Consider the following 12,323-nt stretch of genomic DNA (forward strand, 5'->3'; position numbering starts at 1 on the left):
CGTGTCGCCCGTCCCGCTCGAGCCGCCGGTGCCACCGGCGGGATCTCCGGTCGACGAGGACGAGCCCGTGGTCGCGGCGGAGGTGGAGGGGTCGCCGGCGCCGGCGCTGCTGGTGCTGGGGCCGGCGCTGGTGCCGGTCAACGAGGAGGTCGTGGTGGAGGTGGACGACACGCTGCCGCCTGCTCCACCAGAGCCCCCGGCGTCGGGATCTTCGCCGCTACAGGCGCCCAGCAGCAAGGCCGTAACGCACGAGAGGAAACCGAACGTGCGTTGAGACCTCTTGCCCAATGACACGGTGGACGGACCTGCCTGATCGTTGATTCGCATGGTGCTCCTCGTTACCGCTGGATGCCGGACCGCTGGGTGCCGGGTGCATGCTTCCGCGCAGCCGCTGAGCCAGACGCCAGATGGAGCATCGGCCAACCGCCGGAGGCATTTGCGTAGCACGAGGCCTCCGAGCAGAGAAGCGGGTGTAAATTTGCTCCACAACGATCATCGCCGACGTTGGATGAGCCGCGGGGAAAGGGAAAGTAAAGAGCTTTTAATAAGTCAAGGGTGATCGCCGCTCACCAGGTGATCGAGGGTTCCGTGCGCCATCCGCCTTCCTCTTGGAAAAGTGAAGCTGTATCGATGGTTGGTCCCGTTCAGTGAGGCCATAAATTGCCCGTTTCTGCCCAACCGTTCCGCTGACCTGCGAGATCGAGGGGGCGCCATGGGAAGGCGGGCTCCGCAGGCCAGCGAGTCTGGACGCGGCGAGCGACCTCGTCCGGAGTTGACCTGGGACGGCTGTGCCTTTGATAGCCTGGCCGAGCGGGAGCTCTTCGAGAGGCGGCGCGTGGAGGCAGCCCCGCCCAGGTGGCGCTCGCCGGCATCCAGCCGCGGATCGCGCAGTCGTTGATCGAACAGGGCGTCGGTCTCGGCGACCTCGTGACGCTTCAAACCCTGAAGGAGGGTATCGCGTTTGCGCTGCGGCGCGAACACCGCGGCTCTCGAGCGCCGGCTCGCGCATGGGCAGCTCGATGAGCTCTCGGAGATCGTCACGGAGCATATGGGGAGGCCCGCGGGCGCTTCCTCTGCCTCGTTGACCCTCTCGCGCAGCGCGGTCTACCTTGCGAGCGCCCCCATGACCATCCACGTCGTCCGCCTGGGCGAGCTCCAGGCCGCCATGGCGCGTCGCTGCTGAGGGCGATGCTTCCGGCGGACGAGGTCATCAAGAAGCTGGTGCAGGTGCTCGCGCCGTACCTCGGCGAGAACATGGCGCGCGCGGCCGTGCGCAGCCAGGCGGACAAGCTGGGTTTCAAGCACGGGCGCCTCTCCCCGGCCGACGTGGAGCGCTTGCTCGCCGCGGTCGCGCCGGGGCTCGGCGTGTTCGTCGGGCGCGACAAGGCCCAGCGGATCCTCGACGAGGCGCGCGCCGCGATCGGGGCGCAGGGAGGAGCTCGATGACGCGAGTCCCCGTTCGCCGCGTGGCGCCGGTGGTGGTGACGATCGTGTGCGCGGTGTACGTCCCGCGCCTCCTGCCACAGGCCGCCGAGCTCTCCGAGCGGATCCTCCCGACGTCGGTCGTCGACACCGTGGGTCCGCTCGTGCGGCTCGCGTGCCTCGCGGTCGCCGCCGTGTTCGGCCTGCGCAGCGCCGCGCGCCTCGAGCGCGACAACCCGGCGCGCGGCCCGTGGTTCCTGCTCGGCGCGTGGCTCGCGCTCTTCACCCTGGGCCAGGTCGGGCTCGTGTACTATCCGCTCGTCGCGCGCGCGCCCACGCCGCTGCCGTCGATCGCGGACGCCGCGTTCCTCCTGGGATATGCGCTGCTGATCGCCGCGTCGGTGCGCTTCGTCTTCGTGTACCGCGCGTCCGGCTTCCCCGTCGGCAGCGCGCGCGAGCACCTCGGCATCGCCGCGGGCGCGGCGGCGGCGATGGCGATCGTCGGTTATCCCCTGCTCGCCCCGATCGCGCGCGCGCCGGTGCCGCTCGGCGAGCGGCTCATCAACATCGCCTATCCCATCCTCGATCTGATCGCGCTCGTCCCCGCGCTGGTGATGCTGCGCATCACGCGCGCCTTCCGCGGCGGCAAGGTGTGGGCGATCTGGGGATCGCTGCTCGCGGGCTGCGCGCTCATGGCCGTGGGAGACATCCTGTTCGCGTTCTTCTCCTCGGCGAAGATGACCGCGTTCGGGCCAGGCGTGGACATGATGTTGCTCCTCGGGTACTTCGCGGCGGCGTGCGGGACGATGCTGCAATACGAGACGATCACCGACTGACGACGGTGGTGCGGTGCTTGCCACATGTCACAGATCGCCCCGGCGGCGCGCGATGGCACGGTCAGAGCGTGACGGCGGGCGTGACATGTCACGCTCTCGGGTGTGACATGTCACGCTGTCGGCCGTGACATGTCACGGCGGCTCGCCCGGCGCAGAGGTCGAGCCGTCGGCCCGGCGCGCGCCGCGGCGCGCCCATTTGGGTCGAATTTGCCGCGTCGGTGCGCTTGCGCTGCGCCCATGGACGTCACGCCGGGGAGGGCGCGCCAGGCGGCATGCGCGTTGCGTTGTTGCCCGCTCGCGACCCCCGTCCACGGGCGCGCGGCGCCGCCGCGCCATCACACGGAGCTGAGCGCCATGATGTCTGCGCCGATACCGATGACGACAATGAATCTCCTCTCGAGGTCCCTCTCTGTCGAAAAGCGGATCGACGAGGCGGTCCTCTGCGCCAACGTGCCGAGCCCGCTGTCCTCGGTCGCATTCCATGAGGACGTCGAGTGCATCCGCAGGTTCTTCGCCGCGGGGTTCCCGGTTCACCTGGCGGTTCACCGGGTGGACAGCGCCGAGGCGGCGCGCCGGGACTACACGGCGCTGCACACCCACGACGGCCCGGAGATCAACCTGATCCTCCCGGATCCCGCGGGCCTCGAGTACCGCGTCGAGCTCGGTTCCCGCGTCCACCACGTCACCGAGAGCACGAGCATCTGGATCCCGCCGGGCGTCCCGCACTCGGCGAACGTGGTCGAGGGCTCTGGCTACTTCATCACCGTGCGCTTCGACCACGGGGGTGCGAGATGAGACGTGACCTTCCTCGGAGCCTCGACAAGGACGTTGGCGTCAGGATGCCCGCCGTGGCCGCGTCGAGCGCCGCGCAGGCCTACCGGAGAGGGAGCCTCTGGCAGAGGGGGCGCGGCGAGCGCCTCATCGCGTTCGCCGGCGTGAGGCGGGGCGAGCTCGTGCTCGACCTCGGCTGCGGCACCGGCGGCCTCACGCGGCAGCTCGCCGAGCTCGTGGGCCCCGACGGGCGCGTCCTTGGGATCGATCCGGACGAGGCGCGGATCGCGCTCGCCCGGCGCACCGCAGGCGCGCCCAACCTGGAGTTCCAGGTGGCGGCGGCCGAGACCCTCGGCGATGTCGCCCGGGGCCGCCCCTTCGATCTCGTCTTCTCGAACTTCGTGTTTCACTGGATCCGCGACAAGCGCGCGGTCCTCCGCCTGATGCGCGACCTGCTCCGCCCCGCAGGGCGCATCCTCGTCCAGTGCGTCTCGTCGCTCCCAGCGCTCGTCGGGGAGCTCTCGCGGCTCGCCGACCCTTCGGGGGAGAAGATCCTGCGGGATTTCGCCTTCGAGGACGCCGCGGCGCTCGCGCACCACGTCGAGGGCGCCGGGCTCCAGCTGCTCCGCCTGGAGGAGCAGCATGGAACTCACGTGTATCCGACGCTGGACGCATTGCTGCGGTGGTGGCAGGCGACGACCCACGACCGGTTCGACCCGAGGGCCGTCGAGCCCGCGGCGCTCTCTCGGTTCGCCGAGCAGCACGGCGACGGCGGCGTGTTCCGGGTGCGCGAGACGTTCTGCTGGTTCGAGGCGCGGCTCGCCCCGGCGCACTCGTGGGGACGCGAAGGCTGACTCCCTGAATCTCGAGGGTTTTTTCTGGATTGCGTCGACGTTTGTCTGGTCTCGGGGCCAGGACGACGCGATGCTCCTGGCTGCCACGCCCCCGTTCTTTTCCGAGGTGGGCTACCATTCGCTCTCCGCAGCCTCCCGCGGCGGCGCTCGCACCCAGGACCGATCCGAATGTCGATCTTCGAGCTCTCGTTCCAGTCCGGGGAGGCCTCGCTCTCCGTGCGCCGTGTCGTGGTCCAGGAGGCTGTCTCCGAGCTCTTCGCCGTCTCGGTGTGGGCCCGGTCCAGGCTCTCGGATCTCGAGCTGGAGTCGCTCGTCGGCCAGAGCGCGTCGCTCCAGATCCAGCCCGACGCCGCGCACCTCCACTGGCTGAGCAGCAGGCTCTGGCAAGGCGTGTGCAGCCACGTGGAGCAGGTGCAGGCCGAGCCGACGGGGCTCTCGACGTACTACCTCCGCATCGTGCCGCGCCTCTGGCTGCTCACCCAGCGCCGCGGCCACCGCATCTACCAGCACCTCTCCATCCCCGACATCGTCGACGCGCTCCTCGGCGAGTGGGCGATCGAGCCGGCGTGGAAGATCGATCGCGGCGCGTACCCCAGGCTCGAGTACAAGGTCCAGCACGGCGAGAGTGATCACGCCTTTCTCTCCCGCCTCCTCGAGGAGGCGGGCATCGCCTACACCTTCCCCGACCGCGGGGCGGACACCAAGCTCACCCTGAGCGACAAGCTCGAGGCGGAGCCGCTGAGGCCGGGGCCGCCGCTGCCGTACGTCGACAACCCCATCGAGACCGCCGAGCGCGAGTTCGTCACCAGGGTGCGGCTCGGCCACGAGGTCCGGCCCGGCGCGAGCACGATCCGCGGCCACGACTTCCGCAAGCCCTCGTTCGCGCTCACCGGCGAGGCGCCCCCGGCGCCCGCGCCCGAGGCGAAGTACGAGCAGTACCGCTACGAGCCCGGCGCGTTCCTCGCCGCGAGCGCCGGGGGCGGCGCGCCCGTCGGCGACGCCAAGGGCGTTTACCGCCACGACCCGAAGCACGGAGCCGATCTCTCGACACGGGTCCTCGCGGCGATGCGCGCCGACAAGCGCGGCGTGCTCTTCGAGGCCAACGTGATCGACCTCTACCCCGGCCGGGTCTTCGCCGTCGATCAGCACCCGCACCCGGAGTTCGGAAGAGGGCCGCTCTTGGTGGCCGAGCTCGAGATCGTGGCCTCGCTCGGCGAGCCGTGGAGCGTGCGCGGGCGCGCGCTCTTCGCCGATCCCAAGGTCCCGTACCGGCCGGCGCGCAAGACGCCCAGGCCGGTCGCGCCCGGGCTGCAGAGCGCGACCGTGGTGGGGCCGCCGGGCGCCGAGATCCACACCGACGAGCTCGGGCGGGTGCGCGTGCAGTTCCCGTGGGATCGCGAGGGCAAGCTCGACGACAACAGCTCGTGCTGGATGCGCGTGAGCCAGGGCTGGGCGGGCGCCGGGTTCGGGATGTTCATGCTCCCCCGCGTCGGCCAGGAGGTGCTGGTGGCCTTCCTCGACGGCGATCCAGATCTCCCGATCGTGGCCGGGCGCGCCTTCAACGGCCGCGAGCTCGTGCCGTACAAGCTGCCGGATCACAAGACGGTGAGCACCTGGAAGAGCAGCTCGTCGCCCGGCGGCGCGGGGTACAACGAGATCAAGTTCGAGGACCAGGCGGGCCAGGAGCTCGTCTACATGCAGGCGCAGCGCGACAGGAACCAGCTCGTCAAGCGCGATGAGGTCGAGCGCACCGCGCGCCACAAGCGGAGCACCGTGGGCGGCGACGAGCACGTGGTCGTGAAGGGCGCGCGAAAGCAGCTCGTCCACGGGGGCGACCACGTGCACGTGAAGCTGGACCAGCGAACGGCCGTCGACGGCTCGGTGTCGCTCACGGTCGCGGTGAACCGGGACGAGCGCGTGGGCGCGAACCACGCGCTCGAGGCCGGCAAGCAGCTCCACATCAAGGCGGGCGCGACCCTGGTGCTCGAGGCCGGCCAGCGGCTCACCATCAAGGGGCCTGGAGGCTTCATCGACATCCACCCGGGGGGCGTCGACATCGTGGGATCCATCGTCAACATCAACAGCGGCGGCGCGCCGGGCGCCGGCCAGGGCGCGAACCCGGCGGCGCCGCTCCAGGCCGAAGAGGCGCACCCCAAGGACACGCCGTCTCCCTGAGACGAGGAGGAGCGAGATCATGCCCGCCGCCGCGCGCCTCACCGATCTGCACACCTGCCAGACCCACCCTGGGCCCACGCCGATCGTCTCGTCGGCCAGGACGGTGAACATCGGCTTCCTGCCCGCGGCGCGGGTCGGCGATCGCGCCGCGTGCCCGGCCAGCGCCGCGATCGTCCAGGGCTCGGCGACCGTGTTCATCGAGGGCGCCATGGCCGCGCGTCTCGGCGACGAGACGGCGCCGAAGGGCGCGATCGTGACGGGGTGTCCGACGGTGAACATCGGCTCGACCCCCACCATCGATGCGTTGCTCGCCGCGTCCGTGTCGGGGACTCCGTTCCTCGATTGCGAGAGCTGCCGGATGGACGGCGCCGGGTGAAGGCGCTGATCCATGTGACATCAGGGCTGCTCGCCGGGCGGCGCGTGCGCCTCCAGGCCGGCGAGGCGCTGCGCGTGGGGCGCCTCGGGCGGGCGGATATCGTGATCTCGCAGGACGAGCAGATGGCGCCGGTGCATTTCGAGGTGGCCTGGGATGGCGCCGTGTGCCGGCTCGTCGATCGGAGCCGCCGGGGGACGCAGGTCGACGGCAAGGCGGTCGCCGAGGCCACGATCGGCGACGGCGCGCTCGTCGTCGCGGGGCAAACCCACTTCCTGCTGCGGCTCGTGCCGGACGATCTGGGCGCCGATCTCCCGCCAGCGCTGCCGCGCCCGCCGCCGTCACGGGAGCTGCTCGCCGCGCGGGCGGTCGCGCTGGAGGCGCTGCAGAGCGAGCCGGAGCCGCTCTTCGCCCTCCTCGACGCCGCCCGCGAACGGCGCATCCTCACGCTGCTGCGCGCCTGCGAGGACGAGAATCGCTCGCTCTTCGAGGGCGTCGCGGGCGAGGCGATGGCCCGGGCGGCGCCGCACCTGGTGCGGATCGAGAAGGGGTCGGCGCTCCTGCCGGTGCTCGTGAACGAGGGGTGGGGCGAGAGCTGGGGAGTCTACCTGACCGGGCGGAGGCCTTTTCGAGAGGTGCGGCAGAGATTGCGGCGGTCGCTGATCGTGAGGGACGAAGAGACGGGGAGGGGGCTCTATTTCCGGTTCTACGATCCGCGGGTGCTGCGGTCGTTCCTGCCGTCGTGCTCGGTGCGGCAGCGGAGCGAGATCCTGGGGACGGAGATCGGCGGGTTCGTCATCGAGGGCGAGACGGGCGAGGTGCTGCGGCTCGGGGGGGCGTGACGGCGCCTGTCCGGATCCTCATGATGCGCGCCGCTGCCTGACCTGCACCACCCGCCCCAGCGCCGCCGCCTGGAGCGCCACCGGCTCCGCCTCCCGCTCGTCCATCGCCGGGTGCACCGCCGCGATCACCCGCGCTCGGAAGCGCGCCGAGAGCGGCAGCGCCTCGGCGATCGAGGCCGGCAGGTAGATGACGAGCGGCTGCGTCTCTCCCGCGACGCGCAGCAGCCCGCGCAGGTGCGGCCCGCCCAGCACCTTGCGCTTCTGGTAGTGCCGCTGCTCCAGCAGCGCGCGCTCCACCTGCTCGTTCGCGAGCTCTACCCGGCCCTTCTTTCCGTGGCCGAGCGCCTCGCGGATCTTCCCGCACAGCGCCTCGGCGACGGCGGGCGCTGTCGAGACGCCCGGCGTGGCGAGGAATTTCTCGGCGGCCCCGAGCGCCGCCGCGAGCGCGTCGTCGCCTGTCGCGAGCGGCGTCGCGGTGGAGACCAGCGCCTTCAGCGTCTCCACTTCGTCAAAGGACAGCGAGAGCTCGCCCTCGATCAGCTCGAGGGGCGGCACCGGCATGCCGCGCTTGCCGGCGGCGCGCGCGAGCGCCCCGTGCACGCCCGCGACATCGGCGGCCGCGCCGCGATCGAGGATCTCGAAGACCTGCGCCCGATCCTCGATCTCGGCGGGCTCGTCGGAGAGCGCCGGATCGTCGGCCTCCGGGTCGAGGGGCTCGGCCTCCATCGCGTCGAGCAGGCGCTGCCAGGCCGGCTTGCGGACGATGCGCGGCACGCTCTTCCGATCGAACCAGACGAGCGTCAGCGCGTCCCGCTGCGCCGGCGCGAGCGCGGCGCTGGCGTCCGCTGCCCCGCCTGTGCCCGCGAGCATCGCGCCGATGGTCTGCGGCGCCGCCGGCGCGTGCGGGATCATGCCCATGGCGCTCGACCCGGGCTGCGGAGCGCCGGCCGCCCAGGGGCTCACCGGCTCGCCGGGCGAGGCCTTCGCGATCGGCGGGGCAGGGATCGGAGAAGGGGTGTTGGGAGGAGGGGTGTTCGAAGGAGGGGTGTTCGATGCGGCGGCGGGGGGCGGCGCCGAGGACGGGGCGACGAAGGGGAGAGGCACCTTCGTCGCGTCCTCGGTGAGATCGCCCGTCTGGCCCTCGGTCGAGCTCGGCTTCGGCCGGACACCGGGCGGGTCGGCCGGCCGCGGAGCGGGCGCCTCGGGAGGAGGCGGCGTGGGCGGCCCCGCGCGAAAGGGCATGATCGGCGACCGCGGGGCGTCGAGCGACTTCGCCTGGATGTCGAGGGTGAGCGTCGACGGGCCGAGGGCGGGGGGATTCACCTTGGGCGCGGCCGGGGCCACCCGCGGCGGCGGCTGGGGCCCCGGCGCCGAGGGGGTGGGTGCCTCGGCCGGCGCCTGCCTCGCGGGCCGCTCCAGCGAGACGCGGATCTGCCCTGACTCCTTGGGGCTCGCGAGCGGGAGCTGGCCTCGCCAGGTCAGCGTGCAGAGGAGGCGATCGGTGTCGATCACGAGCGTGTCGCAGCGCATGGCGAGATCGCGCGGCCCGCCGGCGCGGCCGGTGACGGTCGCCCGCGGGCGGACGCCGGGGAGGCTGGTGACGAGGCGCGGGTGGCGAGGATGGAGGTTCTCGAGCACGATCTGCTCGTCCTCGCGGAGCTGCAGCAGGCGCTGATCGAGCGGAGCGACGTTGAAGAAGGTGCGATCGAGATCCTCCGGCAGCGGGCTCGAGAGGAGCGCGCCCGACGACCAGGCCGCCGCGTGTCTGCCGAGCCTGCGGCGCCGCAAAGGCCAGGTGGGGGCGATGGGGCCGAAGCCCACCGCCGCGATGGGGTCGTCCGGGCTGGCCACGACCCGATCCACGGGGAGGAGGTTCGGGACGGCGGCCCTGCCGCGGGCGTCGCGCGCCTCGCGATGGATGCCCGCAGGGTTGTCCGTGTCCGGCCCGCCCGCGGCGCGCTCGTAGGCGAGCGGCATCGTCGTGAAGTGCGCTCCTTCCTGGAGCTCGCCCTCCTGGGTGAACCGGCGATCGCAGAACACCTGAATGGGTTTATCGATCTCGCCCACCGCCATCCGCGCGATCAGCGACCGCGCGGGGCTGCCGCCGGGCGCGTGGGCGTGGCCGACGAGGACGACATCGGCGCCCTGCTTCTGCGGCGCGAGATCGCTCGCCTCGATCAGGCTGCGCGCGGGGTCGTCGCCCAGGTGCGCGTCGCGCTCGCGGATCGGCTCCTGCGCGGGCGCGAGCGGCGACTCGCCCGGCGCGAGCGTGAACGTGGCCTTGCAGACGACGGTGAGCACCCAGGTCAGGGAGCGCACCTGCCAGAGGAGCGAGGCGACGGGGAGCGGCCCGTCGGAGACGACATCCATAGGTGGGCCGACGGTACCACCACTCCGGCCGATTGGATTCGGTCAGGCGCGGCGCTCCGCGCCGTCAGGGGGCGCGCGGGCTGTCCGCGATGAACGGGAGCCCTGCCGCGGCCGCGTCCCGGAACGCCTGGGCCGAGGCGGCGGCCCGCTGCAGGCACGGCCAGCACGGCTCCTCCTGCGCGTCGTCGGGCTCCTCCGCCGGCGCTGCCGCGGCGCGCGGGCGCTGGGCCGGGACCGCCGCGGCGGGAGAGGGCGCGGGCTGGGCCAAGTCCTTCCCGGAGCCACCCTGGTCCGGGGCCTCCGCGACGTGCACCTGCCCCGCCGCGAGCGCGGCCGCGAGGTGGTCGATCACCTCGCGATCGTCCGGCGATATCGAGAGCCAGGGCCGCTCCTCGCGGAGGAACCGCCGCAGCTCGTGCAGGATCTCGGCGCGCGCGCCGAGCGAGGCGATGGTGCGCCGCGCCGCGAGCCGATCTCCGCGAAGCGGCACGCGATCGCCCGGGGGCGGCTCTTCCCACGACCAGAAGAGATCGATCCACCGCTCCTCGCCCGGCCTTGCGGGCCCGCCGCCCTCCGGCGAGACAAGGTCGAGAAAACGCTCGTTCAACCGCAGCCGCAGCACGGAGGCAGGTTATCATGCCCGGGGCCGCGCCGGGCGGCCCCGCCGCGAGGTGATGGATGGATGACGCCGCGCTCGATCGAATCGTTCAGCACCTCTGGGGCGCGGAGGCGGATCTGGTCTACGCCGTCCTCGACGGCGCGCGCGACACGGCGATCTCCGACTCGGTGCGCTCCTCGGACCTGCCGCACTGCTGCCTCCTCGCGGGCGAGCTGGGCCCGGAGCTGGCCCAGGTGGCGCCCTACCTGGTGAGGCTCCAGCGATCGGGCGAGTTCACGCGACGCCTGCTCCGGCTCGGGTGGGGGAAGAGCTGGGGTATCTTCCTCGCCACGCCGTCTCCCCTCGAGACCGTGCGGCGGCACCTGCGCCGCCTGCTCCGCGTCCTGGGTCCGGACGGGGCGGCCATGTTCTTTCGCTACTACGACCCGCGGGTGCTGCGCACCTACCTGCCCACGTGCAACGCCGGCGAGCTCGGCGAGGTGTTCGGTCCTGTCCTCCGCTACGCGGTCGAGGGCGAAGACGCCGGGGAGCTCGTCGTGTTCCGGCGCGCCGGGCCCGAGCTCGCGCGCTCCGTGGTCGACCTCCGCGCGGCCGCGCCGGCGTGAATCCCAAGCGCGGCGCTGTTGCTCCATGCGCGTGTCGTTCGCGTTGACGCAAGAACTGCAGGTCGCTGCCCACGATCCCCGGCCGGGGCGATCGCTGGCACGTGGCCTGCAACAAACACAATAACGATAACGATACGATTGCGGATCACCACGGTCCACGTGGGCGCCGCGTCAGGCTCCCTGGCACCCGGCGCGCCTCGCCTGCGCGGGGCGGCTCGGCAGCCGCAGGCTCCTCGAGCGGCGCCGATGTGCGTGACCACGAGCGCCACCTCGTGCGACTGCGACCATCAACACCGTACAGCCCACATAACATCGTCTCACAGGGGGCACGTCGTGAGTCCAGTGCGACCAACGCTTCTCGAGATCGTGGTCAAGACGGCCGTGACCCACTCTGTCACCTACACCATCGTGGGTCTTCTGGCGTCTTCGCTGCTCGATTATACGCGGTTCTTCGCGGAGTCCAGCCTGAACCTCCTGATGCGGCCGACGAGCGATCCCTGGGTGATGGCGGGACCGCTCTTTCAGCCCATCCGGGGAGTGATGTTCGGGGGGCTCTTCCATCTGCTGCGCGAGCCGTTCTTCGGGAAGAGGAACGGGTGGCTGGTGATGTGGATCGCCCTGGCGGTGATAGGCATCCTTGGCACGTTCGGACCGGCTCCGGGATCCATCGAGGGGATGCTCTATACAACGTTGCCGACATGGGTCCACCTCAGGGGTCTTCCAGAGGTTCTCCTGCAGTCCCTGTCTCTGTCGCTGCTGCTGTCTTACTGGGTCCATCATCCGGAGAAGAGATGGTTGCGCTGGATGATGGGAATTTCCTTCTCGGTCCTGATGTCGTTCCCCGTCATCGGCCTGCTGGTAGGTCAGCCACGGTAGCCCAGCCCACCTCCCTGAAGCGGCGGTCACTCCTCCCTGAGGAGCCCGCGAAAGATGTCCACATAGCTGACGATGCCGACCAGCGCACCTTCTCCGTCGACGATCGGGAGCGCGCCGATCTTGTTGTCGAGCATGAGCTCCATGAGCTCGGTCACGTCCGCGTCCGGACTGGCGCTCACGACATTGCCGCTCATGATCGTGGACACCGGCGCGCGGGCCTTCCGCGGCGCTGCGCCGACCTCCGCGGTGTCCTCGGCGTGGGGTGACTGGAGCGCGCGCAGGTCGCGATCGCTGAGCATCCCGACCAGCTCACCCTGCTCGTCGACGACCGGAACGTGGCGGAAGTCCATCGTCTGGAGCACGTTCACCGCCTCGCCGATGGGGTCGTCGACCCGCACGGTCCGGGGGTTCTCGGTCATGAGCTCGGCGGCGCAGATCTTGGGTAGCGGCATCATAGGCACGCTTGAAGCAACTTCCGGACCCGTCGGTTCTTCGATATTGTCGAGCTCACCGGGCGCGCGAGCGGCCCCATCCGCCGGCCCGTAGACGCCGCCGAGGGGCTCTCCGAGGCGCGCGACAC

At 71.5% G+C, this 12,323-nt stretch carries 14 protein-coding genes; 11 read left to right on the forward strand and 3 right to left on the reverse strand.

What is annotated here, in order from left to right:
* The first annotated feature begins 1 nt into the window (after window position 1).
* From WMF12_RS14110 to WMF12_RS14150, 9 genes are all read left to right on the forward strand, one after another.
* Window positions 2-274, forward strand: coding sequence for a hypothetical protein (locus WMF12_RS14110; RefSeq protein WP_437871901.1), 273 nt, complete (start codon window positions 2-4; stop codon window positions 272-274).
* A gap of 687 nt (window positions 275-961) precedes the next feature.
* Window positions 962-1,183: a hypothetical protein gene (locus WMF12_RS14115; protein WP_437871902.1), complete on the forward strand. Its 222-nt coding sequence runs from the start codon at window positions 962-964 to the stop codon at window positions 1,181-1,183.
* Window positions 1,184-1,188: 5 nt separating this feature from the next.
* On the forward strand, window positions 1,189-1,446 hold the full coding sequence (locus WMF12_RS14120; RefSeq protein ID WP_437871903.1) for a hypothetical protein: 258 nt from the start codon (window positions 1,189-1,191) through the stop codon (window positions 1,444-1,446).
* Complete coding sequence (locus WMF12_RS14125) at window positions 1,443-2,258, forward strand: hypothetical protein (RefSeq protein WP_437871904.1); 816 nt, start codon at window positions 1,443-1,445, stop codon at window positions 2,256-2,258. Before WMF12_RS14120 ends, WMF12_RS14125 begins: the two co-directional genes overlap by 4 nt.
* A gap of 384 nt (window positions 2,259-2,642) precedes the next feature.
* Complete coding sequence (locus WMF12_RS14130; RefSeq protein ID WP_437871906.1) at window positions 2,643-3,053, forward strand: AraC family ligand binding domain-containing protein; 411 nt, start codon at window positions 2,643-2,645, stop codon at window positions 3,051-3,053.
* Entirely contained in the window at window positions 3,050-3,883 is an 834-nt protein-coding gene (locus WMF12_RS14135; RefSeq protein ID WP_437871907.1) for a class I SAM-dependent methyltransferase, read from the forward strand. Before WMF12_RS14130 ends, WMF12_RS14135 begins: the two co-directional genes overlap by 4 nt.
* A 168-nt stretch (window positions 3,884-4,051) precedes the next feature.
* A complete protein-coding gene (locus WMF12_RS14140; RefSeq protein ID WP_437871908.1) occupies window positions 4,052-6,058 on the forward strand; it encodes a type VI secretion system Vgr family protein in 2,007 nt (668 codons plus the stop codon).
* Between the two features lie 19 nt (window positions 6,059-6,077).
* Entirely contained in the window at window positions 6,078-6,434 is a 357-nt protein-coding gene (locus WMF12_RS14145) for a PAAR domain-containing protein (protein ID WP_012235334.1), read from the forward strand.
* Window positions 6,431-7,273: a DUF4123 domain-containing protein gene (locus tag WMF12_RS14150; protein WP_437871909.1), complete on the forward strand. Its 843-nt coding sequence runs from the start codon at window positions 6,431-6,433 to the stop codon at window positions 7,271-7,273. The genes WMF12_RS14145 and WMF12_RS14150 overlap by 4 nt, the downstream gene beginning before the upstream one ends.
* A gap of 18 nt (window positions 7,274-7,291) precedes the next feature.
* Here the strand turns inward: WMF12_RS14150 and WMF12_RS14155 are convergent, their stop codons facing one another.
* Entirely contained in the window at window positions 7,292-9,643 is a 2,352-nt protein-coding gene (locus WMF12_RS14155; protein ID WP_437871910.1) for a DUF2169 domain-containing protein, read from the reverse strand.
* A 64-nt stretch (window positions 9,644-9,707) separates the two neighbouring features.
* Window positions 9,708-10,250, reverse strand: coding sequence for a hypothetical protein (locus WMF12_RS14160; protein WP_437871911.1), 543 nt, complete (start codon window positions 10,248-10,250; stop codon window positions 9,708-9,710).
* Window positions 10,251-10,321: 71 nt separating this feature from the next.
* Between WMF12_RS14160 and WMF12_RS14165 the strand changes: the two genes are divergently transcribed.
* The gene (locus WMF12_RS14165) at window positions 10,322-10,867 is read left to right on the forward strand and encodes a DUF4123 domain-containing protein (protein WP_437871912.1); all 546 of its coding nucleotides are present in this window, start codon (window positions 10,322-10,324) and stop codon (window positions 10,865-10,867) included.
* 366 nt (window positions 10,868-11,233) lie between these two features.
* A complete protein-coding gene (locus WMF12_RS14170; protein ID WP_437871913.1) occupies window positions 11,234-11,743 on the forward strand; it encodes a hypothetical protein in 510 nt (169 codons plus the stop codon).
* Window positions 11,744-11,769: 26 nt separating this feature from the next.
* Here WMF12_RS14170 and WMF12_RS14175 read toward each other — a convergent pair whose 3' ends face one another.
* Entirely contained in the window at window positions 11,770-12,198 is a 429-nt protein-coding gene (locus WMF12_RS14175) for a CBS domain-containing protein (RefSeq protein ID WP_437871915.1), read from the reverse strand.
* Window positions 12,199-12,323 lie beyond the last annotated feature (125 nt).

This window comes from Sorangium sp. So ce363, from assembly GCF_051520435.1.
Taxonomy (GTDB): domain Bacteria; phylum Myxococcota_A; class Polyangia; order Polyangiales; family Polyangiaceae; genus Sorangium; species Sorangium cellulosum_B.

Coding starts and splice junctions, on each gene's coding strand:
- WMF12_RS14120 (WP_437871903.1), top strand. CDS start 1,189: ATGCTTCCGGCGGACGAGGTCATCAAGAAGCTGGTGCAGGTGCTCGCG.
- WMF12_RS14125 (WP_437871904.1), top strand. CDS start 1,443: ATGACGCGAGTCCCCGTTCGCCGCGTGGCGCCGGTGGTGGTGACGATC.
- WMF12_RS14130 (WP_437871906.1), top strand. CDS start 2,643: ATGAATCTCCTCTCGAGGTCCCTCTCTGTCGAAAAGCGGATCGACGAG.
- WMF12_RS14135 (WP_437871907.1), top strand. CDS start 3,050: ATGAGACGTGACCTTCCTCGGAGCCTCGACAAGGACGTTGGCGTCAGG.
- WMF12_RS14140 (WP_437871908.1), top strand. CDS start 4,052: ATGTCGATCTTCGAGCTCTCGTTCCAGTCCGGGGAGGCCTCGCTCTCC.
- WMF12_RS14145 (WP_012235334.1), top strand. CDS start 6,078: ATGCCCGCCGCCGCGCGCCTCACCGATCTGCACACCTGCCAGACCCAC.
- WMF12_RS14155 (WP_437871910.1), bottom strand. CDS start 9,643: ATGGATGTCGTCTCCGACGGGCCGCTCCCCGTCGCCTCGCTCCTCTGG.
- WMF12_RS14165 (WP_437871912.1), top strand. CDS start 10,322: ATGGATGACGCCGCGCTCGATCGAATCGTTCAGCACCTCTGGGGCGCG.
- WMF12_RS14175 (WP_437871915.1), bottom strand. CDS start 12,198: ATGATGCCGCTACCCAAGATCTGCGCCGCCGAGCTCATGACCGAGAAC.